This is a genomic window from Mesorhizobium sp. B3-1-8, from assembly GCF_006439495.1.
Taxonomy (GTDB): domain Bacteria; phylum Pseudomonadota; class Alphaproteobacteria; order Rhizobiales; family Rhizobiaceae; genus Mesorhizobium.
Map to the genome: position 1 here is coordinate 40854 of NZ_VFTK01000020.1, position 25503 is coordinate 66356.

At 63.1% G+C, this 25503-nt stretch carries 26 protein-coding genes; 4 read left to right on the forward strand and 22 right to left on the reverse strand.

The features are described from left to right. The first annotated feature begins 464 nt into the window (after positions 1-464). Together FJ424_RS19290 and FJ424_RS19295 are read left to right on the forward strand one after the other, a co-directional pair. On the forward strand, positions 465-2390 hold the full coding sequence (locus FJ424_RS19290; RefSeq protein WP_140654242.1) for an APC family permease: 1926 nt from the start codon (positions 465-467) through the stop codon (positions 2388-2390). 133 nt (positions 2391-2523) lie between these two features. Next, on the forward strand, positions 2524-3105 hold the full coding sequence (locus tag FJ424_RS19295; RefSeq protein ID WP_246677298.1) for a sigma-70 family RNA polymerase sigma factor: 582 nt from the start codon (positions 2524-2526) through the stop codon (positions 3103-3105). 298 nt (positions 3106-3403) lie between these two features. Here FJ424_RS19295 and FJ424_RS19300 read toward each other — a convergent pair whose 3' ends face one another. The 11 genes from FJ424_RS19300 to FJ424_RS19350 all read right to left on the reverse strand — a co-directional run bounded on the left by FJ424_RS19300 (position 3404) and on the right by FJ424_RS19350 (position 12297). Further along, positions 3404-3541, reverse strand: coding sequence for a hypothetical protein (locus FJ424_RS19300; RefSeq protein WP_319023005.1), 138 nt, complete (start codon positions 3539-3541; stop codon positions 3404-3406). A 192-nt stretch (positions 3542-3733) separates the two neighbouring features. Next, on the reverse strand, positions 3734-3952 hold the full coding sequence (locus FJ424_RS19305; protein ID WP_140646397.1) for a hypothetical protein: 219 nt from the start codon (positions 3950-3952) through the stop codon (positions 3734-3736). Between the two features lie 59 nt (positions 3953-4011). Beyond that, a complete protein-coding gene (locus FJ424_RS19310; RefSeq protein ID WP_246677299.1) occupies positions 4012-4872 on the reverse strand; it encodes a class I SAM-dependent methyltransferase in 861 nt (286 codons plus the stop codon). Positions 4873-4921: 49 nt separating this feature from the next. Beyond that, positions 4922-5914, reverse strand: coding sequence for a GNAT family N-acetyltransferase (locus FJ424_RS19315; RefSeq protein WP_140654237.1), 993 nt, complete (start codon positions 5912-5914; stop codon positions 4922-4924). Next, entirely contained in the window at positions 5914-6975 is a 1062-nt protein-coding gene (locus FJ424_RS19320; RefSeq protein ID WP_140654235.1) for a glycosyltransferase family 4 protein, read from the reverse strand. The genes FJ424_RS19315 and FJ424_RS19320 overlap by 1 nt, the downstream gene beginning before the upstream one ends. An 18-nt stretch (positions 6976-6993) precedes the next feature. Continuing rightward, positions 6994-7929, reverse strand: a complete 936-nt coding sequence (locus tag FJ424_RS19325) for a beta-xylosidase (RefSeq protein WP_140654234.1) — start codon at positions 7927-7929, stop codon at positions 6994-6996. Beyond that, positions 7922-8683 (reverse strand): TIGR04290 family methyltransferase, encoded by a 762-nt coding sequence (locus FJ424_RS19330; RefSeq protein WP_140654232.1) that lies wholly within the window; start codon positions 8681-8683, stop codon positions 7922-7924. Before FJ424_RS19330 ends, FJ424_RS19325 begins: the two co-directional genes overlap by 8 nt. 2 nt (positions 8684-8685) lie before the next feature. After that, a complete protein-coding gene (locus FJ424_RS19335) occupies positions 8686-9489 on the reverse strand; it encodes a sugar phosphate nucleotidyltransferase (protein ID WP_140654230.1) in 804 nt (267 codons plus the stop codon). Next, positions 9489-10586 (reverse strand): glycosyltransferase, encoded by a 1098-nt coding sequence (locus FJ424_RS19340; RefSeq protein ID WP_140654229.1) that lies wholly within the window; start codon positions 10584-10586, stop codon positions 9489-9491. Before FJ424_RS19340 ends, FJ424_RS19335 begins: the two co-directional genes overlap by 1 nt. A 14-nt stretch (positions 10587-10600) precedes the next feature. After that, complete coding sequence (locus tag FJ424_RS19345) at positions 10601-11197, reverse strand: histidine phosphatase family protein (RefSeq protein WP_140654227.1); 597 nt, start codon at positions 11195-11197, stop codon at positions 10601-10603. Then, positions 11194-12297 carry an inositol-3-phosphate synthase gene (locus FJ424_RS19350; RefSeq protein WP_140654226.1) on the reverse strand — a complete coding sequence of 368 codons (1104 nt, stop codon included), beginning with the start codon at positions 12295-12297 and terminating at the stop codon, positions 11194-11196. Before FJ424_RS19350 ends, FJ424_RS19345 begins: the two co-directional genes overlap by 4 nt. 173 nt (positions 12298-12470) lie before the next feature. On the opposite strand from FJ424_RS19350, the gene FJ424_RS19355 reads away from it, so the two are divergent. Continuing rightward, on the forward strand, positions 12471-14219 hold the full coding sequence (locus FJ424_RS19355) for a hypothetical protein (protein ID WP_140654224.1): 1749 nt from the start codon (positions 12471-12473) through the stop codon (positions 14217-14219). On the opposite strand, the gene FJ424_RS19360 is transcribed toward FJ424_RS19355, so the two are convergent. The 9 genes from FJ424_RS19360 to FJ424_RS19400 all read right to left on the reverse strand — a co-directional run bounded on the left by FJ424_RS19360 (position 14220) and on the right by FJ424_RS19400 (position 23419). Beyond that, a complete protein-coding gene (locus tag FJ424_RS19360) occupies positions 14220-14405 on the reverse strand; it encodes a hypothetical protein (protein ID WP_140654223.1) in 186 nt (61 codons plus the stop codon). 78 nt (positions 14406-14483) lie between these two features. Further along, positions 14484-15518, reverse strand: coding sequence for a UDP-glucuronic acid decarboxylase family protein (locus tag FJ424_RS19365; protein WP_140654221.1), 1035 nt, complete (start codon positions 15516-15518; stop codon positions 14484-14486). 23 nt (positions 15519-15541) lie between these two features. Further along, positions 15542-16651 carry a glycosyltransferase gene (locus tag FJ424_RS19370; protein ID WP_140654220.1) on the reverse strand — a complete coding sequence of 370 codons (1110 nt, stop codon included), beginning with the start codon at positions 16649-16651 and terminating at the stop codon, positions 15542-15544. Beyond that, on the reverse strand, positions 16648-17742 hold the full coding sequence (locus FJ424_RS19375) for a glycosyltransferase (RefSeq protein ID WP_140654218.1): 1095 nt from the start codon (positions 17740-17742) through the stop codon (positions 16648-16650). Before FJ424_RS19375 ends, FJ424_RS19370 begins: the two co-directional genes overlap by 4 nt. Next, the gene (locus FJ424_RS19380) at positions 17739-18866 is read right to left on the reverse strand and encodes a glycosyltransferase (RefSeq protein WP_140654216.1); all 1128 of its coding nucleotides are present in this window, start codon (positions 18864-18866) and stop codon (positions 17739-17741) included. The genes FJ424_RS19375 and FJ424_RS19380 overlap by 4 nt, the downstream gene beginning before the upstream one ends. A gap of 2 nt (positions 18867-18868) precedes the next feature. After that, positions 18869-19969 carry a glycosyltransferase family 4 protein gene (locus FJ424_RS19385; protein ID WP_140654214.1) on the reverse strand — a complete coding sequence of 367 codons (1101 nt, stop codon included), beginning with the start codon at positions 19967-19969 and terminating at the stop codon, positions 18869-18871. Beyond that, entirely contained in the window at positions 19954-21246 is a 1293-nt protein-coding gene (locus tag FJ424_RS19390) for a TIGR04295 family B12-binding domain-containing radical SAM protein (RefSeq protein WP_140646363.1), read from the reverse strand. Before FJ424_RS19390 ends, FJ424_RS19385 begins: the two co-directional genes overlap by 16 nt. Then, positions 21243-22316 carry an NAD-dependent epimerase/dehydratase family protein gene (locus FJ424_RS19395; protein WP_140654212.1) on the reverse strand — a complete coding sequence of 358 codons (1074 nt, stop codon included), beginning with the start codon at positions 22314-22316 and terminating at the stop codon, positions 21243-21245. The genes FJ424_RS19390 and FJ424_RS19395 overlap by 4 nt, the downstream gene beginning before the upstream one ends. After that, complete coding sequence (locus FJ424_RS19400) at positions 22313-23419, reverse strand: SDR family NAD(P)-dependent oxidoreductase (protein WP_140654210.1); 1107 nt, start codon at positions 23417-23419, stop codon at positions 22313-22315. Before FJ424_RS19400 ends, FJ424_RS19395 begins: the two co-directional genes overlap by 4 nt. Positions 23420-23608: 189 nt before the next feature. Between FJ424_RS19400 and FJ424_RS19405 the strand changes: the two genes are divergently transcribed. After that, the gene (locus tag FJ424_RS19405) at positions 23609-23878 is read left to right on the forward strand and encodes a hypothetical protein (protein ID WP_140646358.1); all 270 of its coding nucleotides are present in this window, start codon (positions 23609-23611) and stop codon (positions 23876-23878) included. Positions 23879-23973: 95 nt separating this feature from the next. Here the strand turns inward: FJ424_RS19405 and FJ424_RS19410 are convergent, their stop codons facing one another. Then, a complete protein-coding gene (locus tag FJ424_RS19410; protein WP_140654208.1) occupies positions 23974-24213 on the reverse strand; it encodes a hypothetical protein in 240 nt (79 codons plus the stop codon). 59 nt (positions 24214-24272) lie between these two features. Next, complete coding sequence (locus FJ424_RS19415) at positions 24273-25451, reverse strand: zinc-dependent alcohol dehydrogenase (RefSeq protein WP_140654206.1); 1179 nt, start codon at positions 25449-25451, stop codon at positions 24273-24275. Between the last annotated feature and the right edge of the window lie 52 nt (positions 25452-25503).

Consider the following 25503-nt stretch of genomic DNA (forward strand, 5'->3'; position numbering starts at 1 on the left):
TTCTATTGCCGGCAAATTCAGAAGGCGTCATGCCCGAGGACTGCCGTCTTGAGCCCCGCTTGGAACAACGATGAGGGGCGCGTCGTTCGATGGCAATGGAACAGCTTCGTTCAGATTTCGCGGCAATGGCGCAGCCGGGCTATTGGATTGCCCTCGCACTCCTCATTATCCCATATGGAGTGGGCGTGTTTTTGCTCGTAAGGACTTGCCACTGTATGTGACCGCGTGCCGTGCTGCGGTCCAAGGCGACGCGATCTGCAGCAAATACAACGGACGGTCGAATGTCACGTCCCGTTACGGGCGGCAACAAGAGCCGCTATCGGGAGCTCGGTCGCTCTCCAGCAACGGGAACTGGTGATTTATAGCGAGCGGCGCATTCCCGCCTGCACTCCGGGTCGGAAGTCGCAGTCGAGGAACATTCTTCTTTCCGCGCTATTCGGGAGGAGTTTCCCGGGACACACAACATGTCGATACTGGGCTGGATTCTCGGTCGCCGGCTGGCCAATCAGGAACAGTCGCAGCGCAAGATCGGTGTTTTCGAAGGCGTGCCAACCATGGGCCTCGATGGGCTGGGTTCGTCGGCCTACGGTCCGGAAGCGGCGCTCACGATCCTGATCCCGCTCGGCGCGGCGGGTCTGGGCTATATCGGTCCGATCATGGGCGCCATAGTCGGTTTGCTCGCGGTCCTTTATCTTTCTTACCGCCAGACTATCGCCGCTTACCCCAGCAATGGGGGCGCTTATATCGTCTCGCGCGAAAATCTTGGCCGCAACGCCAGCCTGCTTGCCGCCGCCGCGCTGATGGTCGACTACGTGCTCAATGTCGCCGTAGGCATCTCTGCCGGCGTCGGCGCACTGGTGTCGGCGCTGCCTTCGCTGCATGCCTACACGCTTTGGATCTGCCTCGGGATCCTGCTTTTGGTGACCGTCGTCAATCTGCGCGGCACGCTCGATGCCGGCCGGCTGTTTGCCTTGCCGACCTATCTGTTCGTCGCGAGCTTCCTGGCGATCCTGGCGATCGGCGTCGCGAAGACGGTCGCCTCCGGCGGTCAACCGGTGCCGGCAATTCCACCGCCGCCCCTGCAGCAGCCGTTCGAAACCGTAAGCCTGCTCCTCTTGATGCACGCCTTTGCCAGCGGCTGCACGGCGATGACCGGCGTAGAGGCGGTCAGCAACGGCATGACCGCTTTCAAGGATCCGGCTGTCAGGCACGGCCGGCGCACGCTGGCGGCGATCTGCCTGATCCTTGGGCTGCTGCTCGGCGGCATCGCGTTCCTGTCGGCACACTACCGTATCGGCGCGATGGATCAGGAGAAGGACGGCTATCAGAGCGTGCTGTCGCAGCTTGCGCATGCCGTCGTTGGCGACGGTGTCTTCTACTACGTCGCCATCGGTAGCCTGCTTTGCGTGCTGGCGCTTTCGGCCAATACAAGCTTCGTCGATTTTCCCCGCCTTTGCCGCATGGTGGCGGAAGACGGGTACCTTCCCAAACCCTTCGCCATGGTTGGCCGGCGGCTCGTTTTCTCGATCGGTATCCTTTATCTCGCCTTGTCGACGGGACTGCTGCTGATCGTGTTCGGCGGCATCACCGACCATCTGATCCCGCTCTTCGCCATCGGCGCCTTTCTGACCTTCACGCTGTCGCAGACCGGGATGGTGATGCACTGGGTAAGGGCGCTTCGCACAACCAAGGACACGAACCGGACGGGCAACCACATGCATCTGGCGATCAACGCGTTCGGCGGCATAGTCACCGCGCTGGCGCTCATCGTGATCGTCGTCGCCAAATTCAGGGAAGGGGCCTGGATCACGGTGATCGTCATCCCGGTGGTGATCCTCCTGCTGCGGCTGGTGCGGCGCTATTACGACCAGCTCGAGGCAAGTCTGCGCGAGCCCGGCAAAGTCGATTTGAGCAGCACCGAGCCCGCTGTCGTTCTTGTCGTGACCCAGCAATGGAACAGGATGGCGGACAAGGCGCTCAGCTTTGCCTTTCACCTGTCCGGAGATGTCATCGCCGTCCATGTGGCGCGGCTGTCGGGCGAAGAGAGCGATGAAGAGCGCGCAATTCGCGGAAGGTGGTCGCAGGATGTGGAAGCGCCGGCGAGAGCGGCGGGCCTGCGCCCGCCGCGTCTTCTTCTCCTCAATGCCGACTACCGGCTGATGTACGAGCCGTTACTGAAGGAGATCAGGACGTTGCGCGGAGAGTTCGATGGCCGTCCCATTGCAGTGCTGCTCCCAGAGGTCGTGCCGCCCAATTGGTGGCAACATATCCTGCATACGCATCGCGCTCGCCGATTGCACGCCAAACTGCTCGAGTTCGGCGGGTCGGACATCGTGATCATTTCAATGCCCTGGTATATCGAAGAACCGAGGATCGAGGGGGCCCATTGAATGTTGCCGCTCCCTTCGATCACGCCACGTCGCCAAAAGTTTTGGCCGAGCGATGGAAAACAGGAACGTTCCTTTTTTTCAAACATTCTCCCTGGTCTGCACCTCGTAATTCCTACTTGCTGGGGCCGGAACATTGTCATCCAGAGAGCATAATTTGCCGAGCCCCAGCACCGAGGAGATCTCCATCGTCGATCTCATTCCTGCCTTACGGGCTTTTGCCCGAACCTTCTGTCGCGTGCCTGACGATGCCGACGATCTTGTGCAGGAAACGTTGGCCAAGGGGCTTGGCAATCTGGACAAATTCGAGCCCGGCACGCGCCTGAAGTCCTGGCTCTTCACCATCATGCGCAACACGCACTACACGCGTATCAAAGCGGCGGCGAGGGAGGCGCCCGGGCTGCTCGACTGCGCCTCCAGCCGTCCGACTTCGGAACCGTCCCAGGACTGGTCCGTGCAAAGCAGGGAAGTGCATCAAGCCATCCAGAAGCTGCCTTCCCATCAGCGTGAGGTTTTGATGCTGATCGGCGTACTGGGCGTAAGCTACGAAGAAACCGCGCAAATATGCGGCTGCGCTGTCGGCACCGTCAAAAGCCGTCTCAACCGCGCCCGTGCCGGCGTTCTGGAGTTCCTCGGGGAAACCTCGCCGCAAGTGCTGATCGAGGCACGAGGTCAATTTTCGGACAACCATTGGGATACTGAGGGCGCAAGGCGCTAAGCGCGGCCAAATCCTACAGGCGCTGAGCTGCTCTCATGACTTTCGCCTCTCTCATCAACGAGGCCCAATTCAGGCCGAGCAGAGCAACAAGTTCGAGCGCTTGCGCTTCGGTGATGCCCGTCTTTGCGACTAGTCGCCGAGCGAGTTCGTCCACTTCCGGAGTTCTGCCAGCCATCGGGATACCCCCCAAACGGCTACAACGATTCACTTATGTTAAGGTTCCACCGATCACGCGACAGCGGGCGATATTGATACCTGCCCGTCTCCGAGTAATGCTGCATCCTTGCCGGTGACATCTTCAACCGCGCTCACCCGTCATGTCGCCTTTGCGCTTTTCGATCAGCGCCTTCTGCAGTTCGAGCGCAAGCCTTGTCAGCCGGTCAGGGACCTCTTCCCGCTCGATAGCATTCAACAGTGATGCGATCTCCTGGTCCAAGCTCAGGATCAACTGGGCGCAAAGATCGCGCTGACTCCTGTGAGGCATCGCATTCTCTTAACAAATAGAGGCCCCTTCAAATCTCACAGGGGCATAGCCGACCAGTCTTTGCAAGGCGCTTGCCGCAGGCTGTGGGATTTCCGGTCCGTTGTCACCGGATTTCGCGGCAAGAGGTGATCTGGGAACATCAGCTCAATCCTCGGGAAGGCGGTTCGCCGCGTGATCCTGATACTGATCGGACTTAATCCGGTTGCCGTCGAGACCGCGTTGCTCGGTGTGCTGCTTCTTGTCCCGGTTGGACAGCACGTCGTTCTCGCCGACCACGTCCTTTGCAAGCGTCGCCTTCGCTCCGCTTCCGGAACCCTTGCCCTGGCTGCCGCGGCCCATCTGCTTCTTACCGCCGGATGCCATTTCCTTCTCCCTGTTCTGCTGGCGTGGAACTGTTCGGTGACCGAACTGCCGCCGGTGCGTTATGTTCCGCCGGCACGGCGGACGAGGAAGACCATGCCGTCCCAACTGCCGAACGGCATTTCACCGTCGACCGCAACGTCCATGCCGCATACATGAGAAAGACGGCTGATGTCGCGGGAATCGATGCCCGGCGATGTGCGATAGGAATAGTTGAGGATCGCTGCCATTCCTCCCCGTCGCAGGACGCGCGCGATCTCGCTGAAATGCCGCTCGGCAACCCCGGCGAGCACCAGGTAAGGAAAACTGTCCAGGGCCAGCACGCCGTCAAAGCTTGCATCGGCGAAATCACCGAGATCAAGGCCCGAGGTCAGGCGAAATTCCACATTGACAAGGCCGGCGCATCGCCGGCGCGCGATTTCGATCATCCGCGACGAGATATCGATGCCGACGACATATCCTGCCTGGGTGCCGAGCGCATGTCCGAGACGCCCGATGCCGCAGCCGATGTCCAGTATGTGCTTATGGGCACCAAGGAAACCCTGCTGTTCCAGCCATGAGACAATCTCGGCGGTCGTAGTCGAAAGCCTGTGCTCGTCGCCAAGCGAGGACAATTGGACGCTGGCCGCGGGAGATATGGCGGCCGCCCGATCGAAGCTGCCGGCCAGCCGTTTGACAGTCATGGCGGTCGGTTCGCTATCCGGCCGGTCATGCGACACGCAGGCAGCCGCTCTTCGGACCTTGTCGAAGGCATCCGCCTTGCCACGAAGCATCGTGGCGATCTCTTCCAGCCAGCATCGCCGGGGAGCATGGCTTGGACGCATATCCAGCGCGATATCCGCCAGTTGCGCCGCGCTGGTCGTCTTGTCAATATAAACAGCCAATCTGCCCAGCGCGTTGTCAACGGAAAGGCTGTCCGTCATGCAATCCTCGAGCAGCGCCTGGCAATCGCGCCTGATTGCTTCGCGATGTTCACGGCGACGCGCTCCTGGTCCACACCTTCTGCGCCGTCCAGCGGTCCTTCGCGCCCCAGCCATATTTGTAACCTTCTCTGCCGCGTAGGAAATCGAACTCCAGCGCGCCCTCGCTGGCGGCTCCGGTGATGGCATGCCCGATCAGAATCGCGCCGGGGCTTTCGTCGGCATAGGCCGGATCGAAACCGCCAAGGTACGCATAGGCCCGGTCGCGGTGATGAAAACCGTAATAGGCACCGACGACGACATCGTCGATCTGGATCGTCAAGCATCGCGCCAGGCCGTTATCGGCAAGCCGCGGCAGGGCCCTGCGATGAAATTCCACAGCCGTGTCGGATAGCACGCCACCGCCATGGCCAGTCCAGCGCGCGCCATGCAGTCGGATGAGCCTGTCGAGAAATGTCTGCGGATCGGACTCGCCGCGGCTGATAATCACGGCTCCTCTTCGCCGGGCAGCTCTCTCGGCACGGCGCAACTGACGCCTTCGTCTCGCCGGAACCGAGCGGGCCAGAGTCCGATCGCCATCGAGCGACAGCACAGGACAGGCCGCGTGGGCCATCGATCTGCGCTCTTCGGCATTCGGCAGTTCAAGGCTCAGCGATATGGCATCGGCCGAGAGGTCGGGCAGGATCCACTGCGACCATTCCAACGACAGCGCCGCCTCGGCTATGGCGGCCTCAGCCTCCGCCTGCAGTTCCGGCGCGCACAAAATGTCGAGATAGTCGCTCAGCGAAATCCCGATGGGGAGCAGGCGCTGACCGCAATTATGCCTATCGATATAGAGCGGCGCCAGCCCGGCGAGATCGTCTCCGCTCCACACGGCAATTGCCGTGAGATCGCCCGGCGCGAATGTACGCCACCAGGGGATGAGCCAGGCAGGAGATTGGAACGGCGTGGCCGAGATGCTTTGCCCCCAGAGCTGCCACCAGCACGGCTCCAGGTCCTCGAACGTTCCGGGTGCGCGAATGATCTCGGTGCGCAGACTGCCCATCAGCCGGTTCCCAGCAAAGCGCGACGGGTGCCAAGCTTCGCCAGCGCTTCGTAAGCATCCATGTAGGATGTGATCATGCGCTCAAGCGAGAAGCGGCGGCGCGCCTCGGCCCGGCATGCCTCGTGGTCCAAGGCTCCGGATGCGACAATGGCCTTCGCCATTTCCTCGACGTCATTGACCAGGAATCCGGTCCTGCCATGCTCGATGACATCGGGAAGGGCGCCGTTCGGGAAAGCGACGACCGGCGTGCCGCAGGCAAGCGCCTCCATCGCGACAAGCGAGCTTGTTTCGGCGGCAAGGCTGGGAACGACGAGGCAGCGGGCGGCGTTGAGCAGGCGCCGCTTGGCACAAAAGCCGAGTGGCCCGAGGAAACGCCGCTGCCGATCGAGCCGAGGGTGCACTTCGTCGGCGAAATAGCGCAGATGGGTCTCGTAAGGATAGACCTGGCCGGCGATCGCCAGGGGAATGCCGGCGCGCTTGGCTGCCTCTATCGCGAGATGGATGGCCTTTTCGGGACAGATGCGGCTGAGCACCAGCACGAAATTGCGCCGCGATCGGGGCTGGTTCAGCGCCTCGATATCAACGCCGTTTGGAATAGGCTTCGCAAGTCTCGACCCTGCCGGCGCCGTCCTGTGCTGCGCCCACGAGACCGCGTGCAGCCACAGGTCCTCGCGTGGCGGGGCAAGCACCTCGGACGAATACCAGCCGAGCGGCAAGTGCAACGTCACCAGGGTTGGGCCCTCGGAAGGCAGATAGGCATCGAAGTCGATCCCGTGGAGATGAACAACGTCGATGTGCCAGCGCGCCCGGGCGGCCGTGATCGCATCGCGATGCGCCTGCTGGGCCCGGTCCTTCGCCGCCTTGTCGAGCACGCCTGCTTCGGCCGGTGTTTCCACCAGGACGCCAGCCGTCTTTGACCCATGGCAGGCGACGACAACCGACCGGTGGCCTTTCTCAACCAGCCCCCGGTCCAGCGCCGACAGCACCTGCTCGGCGCCGCCGACCGCATCCGGCCCGACCGGCGCGAGGGGGTAGGCGACGTTGAGGACGGTCAGTGTCATAGCCGATCGAGCCGGAACTCACCATGCTGCCGACACACGTAGCGTTGGTGCCATGTCATCGCTGATCGCCGGAGCGTAGCGGCGGATCATCGCCGCACAGAACTCGGCGAATTCCTCCGGCACTTGGGGCGGGCTGGTGTGATGGGGCTGCAGACCGCGATGTTGCGGCGTGAAGCAGAAGGTGACCGTGACGTTGAAATCGGCAAGCGCTTCCATCTGACGATCGAACCAGCCCTGCGCATTCGGCCGAAAACTGTCGGCCCAGGATAGGCCTGTGCGCAGATGCGTAACGCCCAGACGGTGCATCCAGGCAACGGCATCATCCAGCCGATGGTCCTCATAGTGGAACCACTGCACTAGGCCCATTTGCGGAGTGTGGCGCGCGAACTCCTCGAGCGCCGGCTTGGGCGTGCCGTCCTCGCGCAGCAGGCCCATGTAGAAGTGCCTGTAATAGGACGAGCCTTCCGCTTCCCGATGGCGCGTCGTCGCCTCCCAGGAACGCGGCAGATCATAGAGGCTGTACCACTGCACGCGTGGCGCGAGGCTGAGCAAAAGGTCCGCGGTCCGGCGCAAGCCCCAAACTTGCACCTCCTCGGCGCCGAAGGTAGACACACCGACTTCGCTGACCCAGACCGGAATATCGGCGACTGTAGCAATCTCACCGAGCTTGTGAGGCCACTCGTGGATCTGCCAGAGGTTCCAGTCGAGCGGGAAGCCATGCACTGCGGCGGCATCGACGTGGTCAAGCACGCCGAACTCCTTCATGCGCGTCATGAAGCCAGCATCGATCGGGGAAATGCCGCCGAGGACCTTGGTGATTGCCGGGTTCTCGCGGCGTATCGCATCGGCAGCCATGATCGCCATCGTGGCAAAACGGCTCCAGTCGGGGTCGAGCTCTGGGTCCCAATGCGATTTGTTGTTGGGCTCGTTCCAGATCATGGCGGCTTCAATCATCGGTCTCTCCTTTCGAAGGATAGACGGCGCCGCTGCCTGTCGGGTCGTCGGACGCGCGGCAGAAATAGACCTCGTCTTCCGGATGCAGCAGGATGTCGAAACCAGCGCTGCGCAGCATCGCTTCGGTGCAGGCGCGGTTCGGGATCCACCAATTGGTCGGGTCGTCGGCGTAACGATGCTCGATGAAATGCAGCTTTGGAAATTCTGGCTGGTCGAACAGATCGCGCGTCCAGAAATGGTAGTTCTGTTCGAGCGGTAAGACTTTGCCGCTGCCGCGCTGCATCGACTGGAAGATCATCAGGTCGCCCGCGACATGCGCTCGGATCAGGTCGAGCGCCAGCAACGGGTGGCGCAGGTGGTAAAGCACGCCCATGAACAGCACGATGTCGAAGCGTTCGCCGAGCGCCCCGACATCGTAGACGGACAATTCTCGGAACTCTATCTCGCAGTCGGCGATCTCGGCGGCGAAGCGGGCCTGGGCGAGATAGGCTTGGTCGAAGTCGATTCCGAGCACGCGAGCGGCGCCGCGTTTCTTCATTTCGATCGAGTAGAAGCCGGCGTTGCAGCCGATATCGAGCACCGACTTGCCCGAAAGATCAGTCGGAATGGCATCCGCGAATTTGCGCCATTTGATCAGCGGGTAGTTGCCGAGGAAATGATCGGGAGCGGTCTCCACGCCCGCGAGCTCCATATTGTGAAACCAGGGCCCCAATGCGTCGATGCGGCGGCGTATCTCCGTGCTGGAATGGGGCATGACTAAGCTCCTTCGCTTGGGAGGAGTGGCACAGGCGAGCGGTCTTGCCGGGCGAACATCGGCGGGACTTCGTCTTCCGCGGCGCCGTTGTTTTCCAGCAGCCTGAGTGCCGTGCGATAGCCGTTGAAAGTACCGACATCGACATAAGCCGTCCCGGCCTTGACGCCGTAAGCCTCGCCTCCGCCGGCGAGATAGGCGTTGACCAGAGTGCCCAAATACTCGTCCAGGCCGTCGCGCTGGCGCCACAGTGCCGCCAGTTGAAGGAAGATACGACCCGGCATCTTGAAGGCGCCCCAGACCCAGTTTGTCGCTGCGTCAGCTTGCTTGACCTGGATCTGCTCGACCCGCCCGTTCCGATCGAGGATCACGGCGTCGAACAGGTCGGGGCGATCGACCGGAAACATCAGGAAAGAAAGCTGGTCGTCGGCCAGGTGGCAGAAGCCGTCTTCAGGAAACCAGATCGTGTCCGGTAGGCCGATCAGGACCGTTTCTTCCGGCGTCACAAGCGGTGTCGCGCGGAAGATCGCGTCGCACAGTCCAACCGGCGAAGGCTGCGCCACGAAGATCGCCGTGGCGTCGTCATAGCCGGCGGCGTAGTATTCGAGGATGTCCGACTTGCCGGAACCGATGATGAAGCAGATGCGGTCGACGCCGTTACGGACCATCCGCCGCACCAGATATTCGCTCACCGCGCAAGGGCGTTCGGTCTGGCCATCCAGTCGGCTGCCGACCGGCAGCAGTTCCTTGGAAAAACCCAGCGGTTGAATGCGGCTGCCGCGACCTGCGGCAGGCACGATGCCCAACATCAGACGACTTCCTCCATTGCTCCACCTGCCGTGGACACGGCGCCGTTCAAGATGCGATCGAGTTCGGCGGCGCGGTGCGCGGATGTGTGCTCGTCGAGAACGCGTTCACGGGCGCGGCGGCCAAGCGCCTCGATTTCGCTATCCGACAGGCCAAGCGCGGCGACGACATCGTCGGTAGTGTGTGCCAACAGAATCTCGCTGCCGGGCGTGAAGAAGCTGTCCAGGCCGGCCCAGTCGTCGGAGATGATCGCGGCGCCGCATGCGGCTGCTTCGAACAGACGCCCTGATGGGCACCAGCCCTTTCGCGCCATCGCTTCACGGGTGACGTTCAGCGTCAGGCGCGAGGAGGAAAAGAAGGCAGGGTGATCGGCGGGCGGCAGGTGCCGGACGAAATAGATGTTGCCGCTCCAGGGGAAGTCCTGCGGGTATTGCGCCCCGCCGATGACGAAACGTCGGTTTGGAAGCCGGGCGGCAGCAGCGACGAGCAGGCTTTCGACGCCTGCCTGCCGATCCTCGGCGTAGGTCCCGAGATAGGATAGGTCGCCGGCAAACTCGGGCCTTGGCTGCGCCGGCTGGTGACGGTCGGGATCGACATGGCCGTAGAGCGGCAGGACATCGCGCACGCCGAGAATGCGCTTCAGCGCATCGATGGCCGGCCCTCCTGTATAGCTGAGGACCAGATCGAAATCGCGCAATCCTTCCGGCTCGAAATAGGCCGGGTAATCACCTCGCTCGATGCTCGCCAGCGTCACCGGTGTATCAAGGTCGTAGAATACTTTCAGGCCGCGACAGCGGTCGTTGGCGAGCCGCGAGGCCTCCACGGCATCTGGACAATAGGAGGTGACGATGACGACGTCGGCCTGCCGTATCGCGGCCTCGGCCTCTTGGCGGATATCTTCCCAATCCGGGTAAAGAACGACACCGCCGCCGCTCAACCGGTCGATGTCCCTGGCGCCGGCATAGTACGGTGTATTGCGCTCGAAGAAGCTGATCGACCAGCCAAGCGGTGCTAGCGCGCTAATCAGTCCCCGCCAGAGCGTGGCATGCCCATTGCCCCACGACGATGTAACGGTCAGACCGAATATGACCATGCGCATGGGCGACCACTCCCTCAGGCAACTTCATTCAAACGGATCAGTTTGGAGCCCCAGTCGCCGTGGACGACTGTTGTGATGGAGGCCGGCGCGATATCGAAGCGAAAGCAGTCGCCAAGCTGCAGGCCGAGGATCGCGCAGACAGCCGCCTTGATCACATCGGCATGACTGACAAGCGCGATGCACTGACCCTGTCCATTCTCGCGCAGCGCGTCCATCAGGCCGATCATCCTGTGCTGCACATCCAGCATGGTCTCGCCGCTCGGCGTGCGGGCGCTCTGGCGCTGGTCGTTCCAAAGCCGCCAGCTTGCATCGCCGCTCAGTTCTTCGAATGTCTTGCCGGACCACTCGCCGAAGTCGATCTCGTCGAGTTCCTTGCAGATCGCGATCTTCTCAATCTCGCAAGCGATGGCGATCGGCTTCGCTGTTTCCAGCGTGCGCTCGCGCGGACTGCTCAAGATCGCCGCGAGCGGCTCTCGCGTCAGTCGCCGCGCGAGGTGCAGTGCCTGCGCCTGGCCGGCTTCGCCGAGGCGAACGCCTTCGAGCCGCCCGGCCAGGTATGAGCCAACATGATCATGCGCCGCGTGGCGGATGAGAAAGAACGTCGTGGTCATTCGGCGGCGTCCAGCATAGGCTTGTCGTTACCGGCGATGAAGGCGAGCGTGCGCAGGCGCGCTTCCGCGTCGGTGAACTGCTCCGGCGGCGACTTCATGAAGTAGCTGCTGGGGCCTGTGAGCGCGCCGGCGATGCCGCGGTCGAGGGCGAGCTTTGCGCAGCGGAGGGCGTCGATGACGACGCCGGCCGAGTTGGGCGAATCCCAGACCTCCAGCTTGAGCTCGGCATTGAGCGGCACGCCTCCAAAAGTAGTGCCTTCGACACGGATATAGGCCCATTTGCGATCGGTCAGCCACGGGACATGGTCACTGGGTCCGACATGGATGTTGCCGGCCTCAAGCGGGACGTCGATCTGGCTGGTGACGGACTGCGTCTTCGAGATCTTCTTCGATTCCAGCCGCTCGCGCTCGAGCATGTTGAGGAAGTCGGTGTTGCCGCCGAAGTTGAGCTGATAGGTGCGATCGATGCGCACGCCGCGCTCACGGAAGAGATTGGCGAGCAGCCGATGCACGATGGTTGCACCGACCTGGCTCTTGATGTCGTCGCCGACCAGGGGAAGGCCACGTTCCTCGAAGCGCTTGCGCCATTCCGGCCGCGAGGCGATGAAGACAGGGATGCAATTGACGAAAGCGCAGCCGGCCTCAAGCGCGCATTCGGCATAGAAGCGCGTCGCCTGTTCGGAGCCGACCGGAAGATAGGATATCAGCACCTCGACCCCGCTCCCGCGGAGCCGGGTGGTTACGTCTGCGGCCGGTTCATCCGACTCTTCGATCTCCTCACGGAGATATTTGCCGATGCCGTCGAGTGTTGGACCGCGCTCCACACGAACGCCGGTCGGCGCGACATCAGCAAAGCGAAAGGTGTTGTTGGGCGCGGTGTAGATCGCTTCCGCCACATCGCGTCCAACCTTGTTTTTCGCGACATCGAAGGCGCAGACGACCTCAATGTCGTCGACATGATAGCCGCCGAGATCGGCATGCATCAGCCCGGGAATCGGCTCGTTGCCGTTGACGTGGCGATAGTAGGAGAGACCTTGCACAAGAGATGACGCGCAATTGCCCACGCCGACGATGCCGATACGAACTTTCTTCGATGTCACGAAACCGCTGCCCCTTTTGGTTGGAGGTAAGTTCCTCGCCGCCGAACCGGGAGCGGCCTCGAATGTTCCGTGGCGCCGCGAAAAATTGCCCGGCGTCCGAAAATTGCTGGGCTGGGTTGCGGATCAAAAGAGACGCGGTTCGCGTTGGCGGCAGACAGCCGGGTAGGAGCCGCATGATCGTCTTCGGCGACCACAAGCGAGCGCACAGCGCACAACAGCTCAGGGAAGCTGTGTTGGCCGCCGCGAGAGCGATCGGCGATCTGCCCGCGGGCATCGAGCGCCACGCTGCCCTGGTCGATCTTTTCGTCGGCGCTTCCGAACTTATACAAGGCCTTGCCGATGCGGAATTCGACATCAAGGGAGGCGATTGGAATTCCTCGAGACAGAAGCTGGGGTCGGAAATTCTCGTCGAGTTGTCGGAGGAAGTGCTGCGATCCTGGCAACAGGGATTTGTCCGGCACGGAGTGCTCGATGCGTCGCTGCTTGCGAAGCTTGCCGGCATGGACTGTGGCAACGAAATAACCACCGGCCCGGCCGAAGGTTACGCGCTTTATGCGCTATATCCGGAAACCTATCTGCTTGCAGCGCTGCGGTCGGGACTCGACGCAAACACATGCGTCATCGGCATCCGCAGCATTGGTCTCGGCTTGGCGGCGATGGTCGCCGCCGCCCTGCATGCGCCGCCGCCTGTTAGCGTGCGACCGATCGGCCGTCCGTTTTCCCGGCACATTTGCGCCGCGCCCGAACTCCTCGGCTCTTGGCGCGACAGACCTCTTGCCAAATTTGCCATCGTTGATGAAGGTCCGGGCCTCTCCGGCAGTTCCTTTCATGCTGTCGTTGCCTGGCTGCGCCGGCAGGACATCGACCAGGAGCGCATTCATCTGTTCCCAAGCCACCGCGGCGGGCCGGGCGTGCAAGCTTCGGCAGACATGCAGGCTATTTGGAGTCACTGCTCGCGCCATGTCGCGGACTTCGAAGCGGCCTTCGATGGATGCGTCGCGCCGAACCTTCGCCGATGGGTGGCGAACCTCCTCGGCAAGGCCGATGTCGAACTCAGCGACATTTCCGGCGGCAAATGGCGCAAGCATATTTCCACGGCGCCGGAGCATTGGCCTCCGGTGTTTGCCGGATTTGAGCGGCGAAAATTCCTGGCACTGGCGGGCACGGAGCGTTGGTTGGTCAAGTTCGCCGGTCTCGGCGGGACCGGGCAGCACAAGCTGCACACGGCAAGGTCGGTGCACAGGGCCGGTTTTGGAACGCAGCCTGCCGGACTCTGCCACGGCTTCCTGATCGAGCGTTGGACAGACGCGGACAGGCTGGATCGGACAGAGCTGGCCAGGGACCTGCTGGTCGAATGGCTTGGACGCTATCTCGGCTGGCGCGCTGCCGAGTTGCAGACGGAAGAGGCCGGCGCGTCGCTGGAGAGGCTTGCAGACATGGCCATGCAAAACTGCAGGGAAGCCTTGGGGGAAGAGCCGGCCCAAGCATTAAAGGGTTGGTTCGCCCGCCACTCCTCACATCCCTTCCTGCGGAGGATCGAGATCGACGGACGCCTGCACCCGTGGGAATTTCTGGTTCGGCCGGAGGGAACCCTGCTCAAGACGGACGCCGTCGACCATTGCCGCTCGCACGACATTGTCGGCTGTCAGGACATAACGTGGGACATTGCAGGCGCGACGGTGGAATATGAGCTTTCCAACGCCGAGCTTTCGCGGCTCATCCAAGGCGTTGAGGCAGAAATGTCGCGTGCCGTCGATCATTCCTTGGTGGACTACATGGAGCCCTGCTATCTCGCCTTCCAGCTTGGGCTGTGGACGATGGCCCGACAGTCGACACACGGCGATGAGCGGATAAGAGCCACGCGCGCCGCCGACCGCTACGAAACCAGGCTTTCGCGTTTTATCGAGCGCGCGAGGACCTGATCAGTCCAGCCTGCGCAGCATGTCCGCTTCCTCCTCCAGAATTGTGGCCACTTCCTCGCGCTGCAGATGTGTCATCATCAGACTGACGCAACATTCGAGATAGGTGATGGAGGCTCGCCGCAGGAACGCGGCGGTTTCGGCCGCCGCCATCTGGTCGATGTCCTTGATTGGTCGCTTCGGCTGCACAGTTCTTCTCCATGACGGTTGTCATGTCCAACCGCAATCCCGGTCGGTTGTTCCGCTACGGTGAAGGAAGCCACCGCCTCAGAGCTGAAGGTTCTGAGCTTTTCCGGCCTCAGTCCTGTTGACCGGTACGATGGCCTCCATCGCAAGGTCGTCGAGCCTCGAGAAAAAGGCGATGGTTTGCAGTAGGCCTTGCCTGAGAGGCACCTTCGGTGACCAGCCGAGAAGCGCTCTTGCGCGGCCTATGTCGGGCCGCCGGCGGCGCGGGTCGTCCTGCGGCAAGGGCAGGAATTTCACGGGTGATCTGCTGCCGGTCAGTTCCCGAACCAGCCTTGCCAATTCGAGGATCGAAAACTCGCCGGGATTGCCCAGATTGACCGGCTGTCGCGGATTGGGATCGACATCCATAAGGCGTCGCAATCCTCCGATCATGTCGCTGACATAGCAGAATGAGCGGGTTTGCCGGCCATCGCCGAATATCGTCAGCGGCCGTCTCTCGATCGCTTGCATGACCAGGTTGGACACGATGCGGCCGTCGGCTGGGTCCATTCTGGGACCATAGGTGTTGAAGATGCGGGCGACGCGAATATCGGCCATCTCGGCCCGCAGATAATCGAAGCAGAGCGTCTCCGCGGTGCGCTTGCCCTCATCATAACAGGCGCGCGGTCCTGTGCAGTTGACGTGGCCGACATAGTCCTCGCGCTGTGGGTGCTGTTCTGGATCGCCGTAGACTTCGCTGGTCGAGGCCTGCAGGAAGCGGGCGCCGTTGCTTGCGGCGAGCTCGAGCAGATTGAGCGTTCCGATCACACAGGTGCGCGTTGTGTGGACCGGATCGGCCTGGTAGCGGGGCGGCGATGCCGCGCAGGCCAGGTTGAAAACGCGGTCGACAGCCTCGCCGAGTTCCAGCGGGACGCAAACGTCCTGCTCGATCAGCCGGAACCGGGCTTGGCTGATTAGCGAGCTGACATTCTCCATTCGGCCCGTAAGAAAGTTGTCGACGCATATGACGCGATACCCGTCGTGAAGCAGGGCCTCGCACAAATGCGAACCGAGGAAACCGGCACCGCCGGCGACAAGCGCCGTCCGTGTCTGCTGAACCCTTCTTGATCGCCGCATCTGCAAAGTCTCCTGTCTGCTATTCATGCTGCACTTTCCACGCTCAGATCGATCGCCGCGCGCGTATGGACTGACTGAGTCAAACTCAGAACGAATTCACGCGCCCGAGCGCCGCCGGTGTGGCTTGCAAGCACCGCCTCGCGTGCCGAACGGGCCATATCGAGTCTGGCCCGCTCCGATTTCGCTGTGAGGATTTCCTGCACGTCGCCGGCACTGGCTGCGGTCTCGATCGTCAATTCCGGGAAGAAGCTATCGAGACCGGGCCAGCGGTCGCTGATGATCGGGGTGCCGCAGGCGGCGGCCTCGAAGAGCCGCACGCTGGGCGACCATCCTGCCGCGATCATTGACGCCCGCGTAAGGTTCAGCGTGTAACGCTGGCGGCTGTAGAAGGCGGCATGTTCGGCGGGCGGCAGGTGCTCGATCCGCTGGACGTTGTCCGGCCAGGCGAGGTCGAATGGATATTGTGAGCCGGCGACGACGAAGCGGCGGTCCGGCAGGCACCGCGCCGGCTCCAGCAGCAGCGTTTCGAGGGCGAGCTGCCGGTCGGCGCTGTAGGTTCCAAGATAGCCGAGATCCCATTCGATCGCGTCTCCGGTGCGATGGTGTCGCTTTGGATCGACCGAGCAGTAGAGCGGCTCCGTTCGGAGGGCGCCGAACTCCGATCTGAGGCGCTGCAACGTCGGTCCGCCGGTGAAGGAGAAGTAGACGTCGAAATAGGGGATCTGCCTGCGGGCAAGGTAATCGCAATCGTCCTCGGCAACCCGCGCCAGCGTCACTGGCGTGTCGATGTCGTAAAAGCAGAACTGTCCAGTGCACAGCGAAGCGAGGTCGTCGATGATGACCCTGCCTTCCGGCACGAAGGAGCCTATCACCACCGCGTCGGCCCGCTGCAACTCCTGCCGGTGATTGCGGCGCAGCTCGGAGACCGTCTGGTAGTAGCGCAAGTCGCAGAAATCGGGGTCGCGCAGGTCCCGGTGATGCGCGTACCAGGGCACGTCGCGTTCGAGGAAGGTGACGCGATGGCCGAGCTCGTCGAGCGCGCGCAGCAGCCCCCGGAAAGTCGTCGCGTGGCCGTTGCCCCAGGATGAGGATAACGAAAGTCCGAGGAAAACGATGTCGAGCGGTTTCGTCATTCCGCGGCCTCCATTGCCCGGCGCTCGAAATGCGCCTTGAAGATGTCGTCCACCAGCCGGGCTCTCAACGTGTAGGTATGCTCGGCCAGAACGCGCCGCAGCGCTGCGGCGCCGATCGCCTTCGCCCGTGTCGGCGTCAGCGTGCGCACGATCTCGGCGACGTCGGCACCGTCCCGCGCGACCAGGATCTCTTCGCCGGGGGTCAGGAACAACTCGACGCCGAGCCAGGCATCAGTGATTAGGCATGCACCCGCGCCCGCCGCTTCGAAGACGCGTGTCGCGGGCGAAAACCCGTTGGCCGCCATGCTGTCGCGGCTGATGTTGAGCACCGCCTTCGGCGTAACGTTGAAGGCGTTGTGATCGCGCGTACCGACATGGCCGAGCCACGAAACGTTCGCCGGCAAGGGCTTGTCGCCCCAGCCGGATCCACCGAGCAGGAAGCGTTGGCTGCCAAGCACACGGGCCGGGTCGAAGAAGAAGGCGTCGACGCGCGCCTCGCGGTCGGGCAGCCGATTGCCGAGGAAAGCGAGGTCACAGGCAAAGCCCGGATTTGCGGCGACCGGATGATGTGTCTCGGGATCGAGCGCGTTGTAGATCGGCACGCATTCCGCGGCGCCGAGCGCGCGATAATCCCAAACCACGGGATCGCCGCCGCCATAGGTCAGAACAAGGCCAATCCTCTTCAACGTCTCATGCAGGGGGTGTTCGGCATGATTGCGCAACTCGCTTAGGGTCGCCGGCGCGTCGACGTCCCAGAACACGGTCAGCGCATCCGGGCGAGCGTTGTCGAGAACCGCATGCAGTAGCGCCTCGTCCTCGAAGCCGACGCCGCTTGCCTTGACCACGACGTCTGCCTGCGCGGCGCACGAGGCGACCTGCATCAGCGCATGCGCTGTCGGCTCGTAGACGACGACGCTGCACCAGTCCGGCGCCTTGATATCGCGATGCTTCTGGCGATCGTAGACATCGGGCTCATAGAAGACGATGTCATAGCCGCGCTTCGACAACGCCTTGAGCAAGCCTCGATAATAGGTGGCCGCGCCGTTCCAGTAGGACGACAGAAGGCTCGATCCGTAAAAGGCGATCTTCATGCGACGGCCTCCCTTGCAGGTTTGATTTCCGCGACCTCGCGATTGCCGCATGCGGCGAGAATGTCGAACAACTCGTCGACGCGGTGCCGGCATGTGTGGTGCGCAAGGATGGTTTCCCGGCCGGACGCCGCCAGCGCCTCCGCACGCTGGCTGTCGTTCAGCACGTCGCGAAGGTGACCTCGCATCTCGGCGCCGTTCCGGGCGAAGAGGAAATCCTTGCCGGCACGGAACAGTCCTTCGACATCCGACCATGGCGCCGAGACCAGCGGAATGCCGCAGGCCATCGCCTCGAACATGCGTATGGTCGGAATGCCGGGCAGGCTCTCCCGATAAGGTCGGCGGGGGATGTGCATAGTGACGCGATGCCGGGCGAAGCTCTTCGGCACGTCGGCATTGGCAATCCAGCCATCATAGCGCAGCCCTGCCTCGGCAAGCGCGGCTCGGGCATCGGTCGGATAGCGCACGCCGTGCACGGTTCCCGACAGCGCGAGAGCGCTCGCCGGCTCGATCAGGAACTCGGCAATCTCGGCGCTGCGTTCGTCGTCGCCCCAATTGCCAATCCAGACGAGGTCGGAGACGGGATCGACATCCGGGCACGGCTTGAACAGCCGGTCGTCCGCCGCCTCATGCCAGGTGAAGACCCGTTTGCCCCAGCCGGCGCGAAGATAGCTCTCGCGCAGCACCTCGCCGAAGACCAGCACCCCGTCATAGTGCTCGAGCTGAAGTGCCGCTATCGCCTGCGTCGCCGATACGGCGCGGTGGTGGGTGTCGTGGAACAGGAGCGTGAAATTGCCATAGGCTCGCGCCTGTCCGATGCGCGCGACAAGATCCTTGTCCGTCCATTCGTGGACGATCACGACATCCGCGCCAGCGAGCCAGGCTTCGTGCGCGAAGCCGGGGCCATAGCTCAGCGCCATCAGCTCCGGGAAATCCTTGCGGAAGCGCTCGACAGCGAAAGGGCCTTGCTCGGCAAGCAGATTCGATCGGCTCCAGCCGTCGGCGGGTTCCAGCGCGACCGCCTCATGTCCGCGCGCGACGAGCTCGCGCATGATGCCGCGCTGGAAATGCGCGTTGCCGTGATTCCAGTCGGAAACTGCGGAATGGGTGTAGAACACGAAACGCATGGTCAAAGCCCTGCCATGGCCGTCGCCGCCCGATCGTAGACCTCTCGCATCCGCGCCGTCTGGGCGCTGAGCGAGAATTTGCGCGCCCGTCGGGCGGCGCGCTGACCGAACTGGCGTCGCAAGCTTTCGTCACGCGAGAGCCTGGCGATGCAGCCGGCAAGCGCGTGGGGATCGCGCGCGTCGAAGAACGTCGCTGCTCCGTCCCAGATCTCGCGGTAGGTCGCGATGTCCGCCAACACCAAGGGGGTGCCCGCAGAGGCTGCCTCCAGGGCGGCCAGCCCGAAAGGCTCGTAGATGGACGGCGAGACAAACATGCTGGCCCGCGCCATCAATTGCCGAACCTCGCAATGGCTGATCGAGCCAAGCGAGATGCAATGATCGAAGAACAGGCGCTGTCCATCCGGACCTTCAGTTTCGCCTGCGGCGAAAACGGGAGGGCCACACAAGGCAGCCGCGGCATCGAGCGCCAATCCGTTTTTACCCTCATCCCACCAGCGGGCGGCAGCGAGAACGAAGGACTCACGATGCGCGCTTGCCGGGCCGGGGAGCGCACCATTGTGGACGACGCTCAAGCCCGCGATCGGACCGTAGCAAGCTCCGAGCATGGCGGCATGGCTTCGGCTCGGCGCGACAATGGCTTCGGCGCGGTCGAATCCGGCGCGGTTGCGCTCTCGTTGCCACGCCCAATCGCCCTCGGGCATTTGCGCCCGAACTGCATGCAGCCATGTGACCACGCAGGAATGGGATACCGCGACGATCGGACAAGTCAGCTCGAGACCGGCTGCCTGCGCCGGCGCATTGAGGTGTACGAGATTGATTGCATAGTCCGACGCAAGCTCCTGCAATTCGCCAGGCAACCGGTCGAGATCTTTCGTGTCGCGCGTCATCCAGTCCGGCGGGCATTTCAGCCAAACCAGCGCGGCGATGGACCGCGCTTCCCGAGCCTGTTCGGGGGAAGGCTCGGGTCCCAGCCCGGCAAGCACGATGCTGTCGCCGCTGGCCACCAGCTCTCGCGCCAGATCGAGCGAATAGCGCCAGACTCCGCCGACGGCGTCGGTCGTCATAAGGATGCGCCGCGGACGATGGGTCAGTGATTGCAGCATGAGGACTCCAACTCAGCCAGCGCATGCGGCCGCTGGTCCTGGATGTCGCTGAAGGATCGGAAGGAGGCGAGGTAGTGCTCATGGGCGCGCTCCCAGGCGAGGTCGTCGGGTTCGCCCCACAATTCGCGGTAGCTGGGAGAGCTCGGATAGGGATAGAGCGGCACGGGCTCGTTCGCCCAGACGCCGTGATCGATGAGGTGCTTGCGCCAATAGTCCACCAGCGTCGGGTCGTCCTCGACCACGCCAATCAGATTGGCCTGGACGAAAGGCACATGACGGCGGGCGTCAACCAGAAGCGCAGCCAGATCCTCTGTGTCGAGCCGACAGCGCTTGGCGAGCATCGCGCGGCCTTCGACGGTCAGGCTTTCAAGACCGGCCTCGATCGAGACGCAGCCGGCCGCGCCAAGCAGTTCGAGCAGTTCCGGCTTCCAGAGGTCGATACGTGTCTGGACGCCGAACTGGACGTCGCGTTCGACCAAGGCCTCCAGCAGCGCCTTCTGCGGCAGGAAGATCTCGTCGATGAAATAGATATAGCCGACCCCTTGAGTGATCAAACCGTCGATCTCGGCCATGACGGCGTCGTGCTTCCTGCGCCGATATGCATCGCGGAAATCGATCTTGGCGCAGAAGCTGCAATTATAGGGGCAGCCGCGCGACGCTTCCACCTCGGCGCCGGCGCCCTTCTGATGGGCATCGAACCTGTGGTGGTGGTGGCCATGCGCGGCGATCCAGTCGGACGGCCAGGCGAGCGCAGCATGATCGACGAACGGGCTGGCATGCACGCCGCCATTGCACACTGGAAGGTCGTTTTGGAGCCGGGCCGTATGCGCAATCTTGCTCCAGTCGCTCTGCCGTGCAAGCTCCGTCACGACGTCCTCACATTCACCGCGCACGACGACATCGACGCCGAGCTTGCGTAGGGTCGGTGCAGGCGTCGCCGAGCCATGCGGTCCGACCGCCACGGTTCGTCCGCCGCGTCCGGCGAGATGGCTGAGGAATTCCCCCGGCACGCGCAGTTCAGGCGGCGCGCAGCGCCAGAACAGATAGGTCGGCGCGGTGGTGACCACGGTCATGGCCGGCGCGAATGACGCCACCTGCTCTGCCAGCGCCGCGTTGTCGAGGACCTGCAATTGCCCGTCCAGCATCAGGACGTCGTGACCATCCGCTTCCAGCATTGCCTTCGAATAGCCGAGCTCCAGCGGCAGATGCGGCTGCCGGCAGCCGAAATAGATGCTGTGCTCATACGTCCAGAACGGATTGACCAAGGCGACTTTCATGCGACGTACCTCGTGGCTTCCGGGCGCGACTGGAGCCGATGTCGCACCAGCCAGCTGGCGAGATCGCAGACGCCTTCGCGCCATGGGACACGCGCCTGCCAGCCGATCGCGGCTTGCAGCTTGCGCGTGTCGGCGACGAAGAATGGTTGGTCGCCAACGCGCTCGCGGTCGTGGCGAAGCGCGACGTCGCTGCCCGTCATCTCGACTATCTCCGCCAGCAGCACGCGCAGGCTGACCGCATTGCTCGGGCCGCCGCCCAGGTTGAACGCCTGGCCCTTGAGATCCTCAATCCTGGCCAACACGCCGCGATAGGCGGCTACGGCATCGGACACATGCAGGATGTCGCGCACCTGCCTGCCGTCGCCGTAAACGGTAATCGGCCGGCCGGACAAGACGCTGAGTAGAAAATGCGCGACCCAGCCCTGATCCTCGGTGCCAAACTGGCGCGGCCCGTAGATGCAGCTCATGCGCAGCACCGCTGTCGGGAGTCCGTAGGATTTGGAATAGTCGAGCACATACTGATCGGCTGCGCCCTTCGAGCAGCCATAGGGCGTGCAGAAATCAAGGCCCACCTTCTCATCGACCCCGCTCGCACGCACCTTCTCGTCAAGCGGCTCGCAGTGATCGTCGGCTTGCCGCACCGCGATCTGGGGCAGGCTGCCATAGACCTTGTTGGTGCTGGCGAAGACTACCGGGACGCCGGTGCTGCGAGCGGTCTCCAGCACGTTGAACGTGCCTTTGAGGTTGATGTCGAAATCCTGCGCGGGATCGACCAGGCTGGTCGTCACGGCGGTCTGGGCGGCGAGGTGAAAGATCGCCTTTGCCGGCGCCAGCGCCGCCGCCAGTGCGCTGGCATCGCGTATGTCGACTGTTTCGGCGCTCAGTCGGTCGCCGTGCTTTTGCGCCAGCCAGTCGAGATTCTGCTCGACGCCCGGGCGGCTGAGATTGTCGACGACAAGCACGGCCTCGCCATCGGATAGCAGGCTGTCGGCCAGGTTGGAGCCGATGAAGCCGCTGCCGCCAATGACGGCTATCGGTGCCTTGCGCGGATGGCGGTGGCTCTGGGTCATGAGACCAATCCCCGCTCTTCCAGCTCGCGCCGCATGTCCGCGCCCCGGTCGATAACGACGCTGTTGCGGACCCATGCCGCGAATTCGCCGAGCGAATCTTCCAGCCGACGCTTCGGCTCAAAGCCCAGCAGTTCGCGGGCCTTGGCGATGTCGGCGAAGCAGTTGCGGATATCGCCGGAGCGCGCCTTGGTGAGGATTTCGGGCGGCCGCTTTGGGATGCCCATAGCCTTGGCAAGAAGACGGGCCACGTCCCTGATCGAATAGGCGTGGCCGCTGCCGATGTTGATGGCATGGCCGGCGGCCTGGCGCTGCTCCAGCGCCAGCCGGAACGCGGTGGCGACATCGCGCACATGAACGAAATCGCGCTTCTGCTCGCCGTCCTCGAAGATCGTCGGCCGCTTGCCGTTGGCAAGGCGCGAGGCGAAGTTGGCGAGAACGCCGGTGTAGGGATTGGCAAGCGCCTGTCCGGCGCCGAACACGTTGAACAGGCGCAGTGCAACGGCATCGACGCCGTAGGCCTGGCCGAAGATCAGCACCGCGCGTTCCTGCGCATACTTGGTCAGCGCGTAGATCGAGGCGAGATCGGGCCGCTTCTCCTCGTCCGTCGGAAGAGGCGACAGTGTTTGGCCGGTCGCCGACAGCAAATCCCAGCGGCCCTCCCTTATATCGGCTGGCTTGCGGCGCGCATTGTCGATCCGCTCGCCGTCCGGAGTCTGATAGAGGCCTTCACCATAGATGCTCATGGAGGACGCCACGACGATCCGTTCGACCGGCTTCTTGATGAGTGCCTCGAGCAGCACCGCCGTGCCGAGATCGTTCGTGCCGACATAGCGGGCGATCTCGTACATGGACTGGCCGACGCCAACCTCGGCCGCCAGATGGATCACGGCATCGACGTCTGAAACCGCCTCAGCGACAGCGTCGCGGTCGCGCACGTCCCCCTTGATCAGTTCGGCCCCCGTAGGGAGGTTGATGGCTTCGGCGCCGTGCACCTGATCGACAAGCGCGTCGAGCAGGCGCACCTGATAGCCATGGTCGGTGAGTTCCTGGGCGACGTGGCGGCCGATGAAGCCGCAACCTCCCGTAACCAATACACGTTTCACGATGACTCCCTTGCGGATTTGGCTTCGGCGCCCCGAACTGCGCGGCAAAAGGTTTGTTCCCTGCTTCAACAAAGTTCCCGTCTCAGGAGGTGCCGCAGCTTTGTCAGAGAACCGTTCCACCATCTGGAACATTGCCTGTTGGCTGCTGTTAGGACCGCTCATCGGTCCCCGCTGCAGAAAGGAAAGTCCATGTCCGAGGCCAAGACGACCACCAACCACGACGAAATCCGGAAGTGGGTAGAAGAACGGAATGGCCAGCCGGCTGTCGTTCGCACGAAAGGCAAGGGCGGCATTCTGCGCATCGATTTCGGCGAGCCCGAAGACACGCTCGAACCGATCGAATGGGACGAATTCTTCCGCATCTTCGACGAGAACGATCTCGCCTTCCTGCATCAGGATGAAGCTGGCGGCGGAACGAGCCGCTTCAACAAATTCGTCGAGCGCAGCCGGAAGAGCTGACGGCCAAGGATAGTGTCATGGCGCCGTTGAAGGGAGAGGAGACCCTGCAACGGCGCCGCGACAGGCGGTCAGGCTGCCGCATTTGTTCGTCCCGCTCAATCGAGCGGCTTGTCCGTCGGCCTGGGTGTCGGCCCGGCCTCGCGGCGCCGGCCGGCATTGCGGCTGGCAACACGGTTATCGAGCGGCGAGGACGATGGCTCCGGGGCGCCTGCGGTCTTCGGAGCGATCGGCTTCGCGCCTGCATCGCTGCCCTGCGCATCGCGACGCGGATGTGGAAGACCTCCGCGGTCGGGCGACTTCACTGGAGGCTTGGACGTATCTTTCGCTTGAGCCATTTCGAACCTTCCTGGTTCAGTCAGAGATCTGCAAAGCCTATCATTCGCTATCGGCGCTATCAGCCGTGCGGGCGCATCACCACTTTGATGCAGCCGTCCTGCTTGTCGCGGAATGTCTTGTAGAGGCCGGGTCCGTCTTCGAGGCCGGCGCGGTGGGTGATGACGAAGGACGGGTCGATCTCGCCGCTCTCGACCTTTTGAAGGAGCGGCTCGAGATAGCGCTGGGTGTGGGTCTGGCCCATGCGGAATGTCAGCCCCTTGTTCATCGCCGCACCGAAGGGAATGTGATCGACCAGGCCGATATAGACACCGGGCACCGAGATGGTGCCGCCCTTGCGGCAGCAATAGATCACCTCGCGCAGCACATGCGGCCGGTCGGTGCCGAGATAGACGGTGGCCTTGGCCTTATCGAGCATGGAATCGGTCGTTGCGGTGGCATCGGCCTCGGTGCCGACGCAGTCGATGCAACTGTCGGGCCCGCGCCCGCCGGTCATGGCCATCAGGGCATCGTAAATATCGGAATTGCTGAAATCGAGCGTTTCCGCCTTGCCGTAGTCGCGCGCCATGGCAAGCCGTTCCGGCACCTTGTCGATGGCGATGACGCGGCCGGCGCCGAGCATCCACGCGCTCTGGATGGCAAACTGGCCGACCGGTCCACAACCCCAAATGGCGACAGTGTCGCCTTCCTGGATGCCGGCATTCTCGGCCGCCATGTAGCCGGTCGGAAAGATATCGGAGAGGAACAGCACCTGCTCGTCATCGATGCCGTCGGGCACCTTGATGGGGCCGACATCGGCGAAGGGAACGCGCAGATACTCGGCCTGTCCTCCCCAGTAGCCGCCGACCAGATGCGAATAGCCGAACAGGCCCGCGGGCGACTGGCCCATGACCTTGGCAGCCTGCTCGGCGTTGGGGTTCGACCGGTCGCAGAGCGAGAACAGGCCGTTCTGACAGAACCAGCATTCTCCGCACGAGATGTTGAAGGGCACGACGACGCGATCGCCCTTCTTGAACTTCGTAGGGGCGCGGCCGACCTCCACCACTTCGCCCATGGTCTCGTGGCCCAGCACGTCGCCCGATTTCATCGTCGGCATGTAGCCGTCCATCAGATGCAGGTCCGAACCGCATATGGCGCAGCAGGTGACCTTGATGATGATATCGCGGTCGTTCTCGATCGCCGGATCGGCGACCTGATCGCAACGAATGTCGCCTTTGCCATGCCATGTCAGGGCTTTCATTGGGATTGTTCCTATGAATTGTGGGTCCTAGCGATGCGGCGGAACTGACGCT

Excerpts from the sequence above, each read along its gene's own strand:
- FJ424_RS19290 (WP_140654242.1), top strand. The coding sequence starts at position 465 with ATGTCGATACTGGGCTGGATTCTCGGTCGCCGGCTGGCCAATCAGGAA.
- FJ424_RS19305 (WP_140646397.1), bottom strand. The coding sequence starts at position 3,952 with ATGGCATCCGGCGGTAAGAAGCAGATGGGCCGCGGCAGCCAGGGCAAG.
- FJ424_RS19310 (WP_246677299.1), bottom strand. The coding sequence starts at position 4,872 with ATGACGGACAGCCTTTCCGTTGACAACGCGCTGGGCAGATTGGCTGTT.
- FJ424_RS19315 (WP_140654237.1), bottom strand. The coding sequence starts at position 5,914 with ATGGGCAGTCTGCGCACCGAGATCATTCGCGCACCCGGAACGTTCGAG.
- FJ424_RS19320 (WP_140654235.1), bottom strand. The coding sequence starts at position 6,975 with ATGACACTGACCGTCCTCAACGTCGCCTACCCCCTCGCGCCGGTCGGG.
- FJ424_RS19325 (WP_140654234.1), bottom strand. The coding sequence starts at position 7,929 with ATGATTGAAGCCGCCATGATCTGGAACGAGCCCAACAACAAATCGCAT.
- FJ424_RS19330 (WP_140654232.1), bottom strand. The coding sequence starts at position 8,683 with ATGCCCCATTCCAGCACGGAGATACGCCGCCGCATCGACGCATTGGGG.
- FJ424_RS19335 (WP_140654230.1), bottom strand. The coding sequence starts at position 9,489 with ATGTTGGGCATCGTGCCTGCCGCAGGTCGCGGCAGCCGCATTCAACCG.
- FJ424_RS19340 (WP_140654229.1), bottom strand. The coding sequence starts at position 10,586 with ATGCGCATGGTCATATTCGGTCTGACCGTTACATCGTCGTGGGGCAAT.
- FJ424_RS19345 (WP_140654227.1), bottom strand. The coding sequence starts at position 11,197 with ATGACCACGACGTTCTTTCTCATCCGCCACGCGGCGCATGATCATGTT.
- FJ424_RS19355 (WP_140654224.1), top strand. The coding sequence starts at position 12,471 with ATGATCGTCTTCGGCGACCACAAGCGAGCGCACAGCGCACAACAGCTC.
- FJ424_RS19365 (WP_140654221.1), bottom strand. The coding sequence starts at position 15,518 with ATGCGGCGATCAAGAAGGGTTCAGCAGACACGGACGGCGCTTGTCGCC.
- FJ424_RS19370 (WP_140654220.1), bottom strand. The coding sequence starts at position 16,651 with ATGACGAAACCGCTCGACATCGTTTTCCTCGGACTTTCGTTATCCTCA.
- FJ424_RS19375 (WP_140654218.1), bottom strand. The coding sequence starts at position 17,742 with ATGAAGATCGCCTTTTACGGATCGAGCCTTCTGTCGTCCTACTGGAAC.
- FJ424_RS19380 (WP_140654216.1), bottom strand. The coding sequence starts at position 18,866 with ATGCGTTTCGTGTTCTACACCCATTCCGCAGTTTCCGACTGGAATCAC.
- FJ424_RS19385 (WP_140654214.1), bottom strand. The coding sequence starts at position 19,969 with ATGCTGCAATCACTGACCCATCGTCCGCGGCGCATCCTTATGACGACC.
- FJ424_RS19390 (WP_140646363.1), bottom strand. The coding sequence starts at position 21,246 with ATGAAAGTCGCCTTGGTCAATCCGTTCTGGACGTATGAGCACAGCATC.
- FJ424_RS19395 (WP_140654212.1), bottom strand. The coding sequence starts at position 22,316 with ATGACCCAGAGCCACCGCCATCCGCGCAAGGCACCGATAGCCGTCATT.
- FJ424_RS19405 (WP_140646358.1), top strand. The coding sequence starts at position 23,609 with ATGTCCGAGGCCAAGACGACCACCAACCACGACGAAATCCGGAAGTGG.
- FJ424_RS19410 (WP_140654208.1), bottom strand. The coding sequence starts at position 24,213 with ATGGCTCAAGCGAAAGATACGTCCAAGCCTCCAGTGAAGTCGCCCGAC.
- FJ424_RS19415 (WP_140654206.1), bottom strand. The coding sequence starts at position 25,451 with ATGAAAGCCCTGACATGGCATGGCAAAGGCGACATTCGTTGCGATCAG.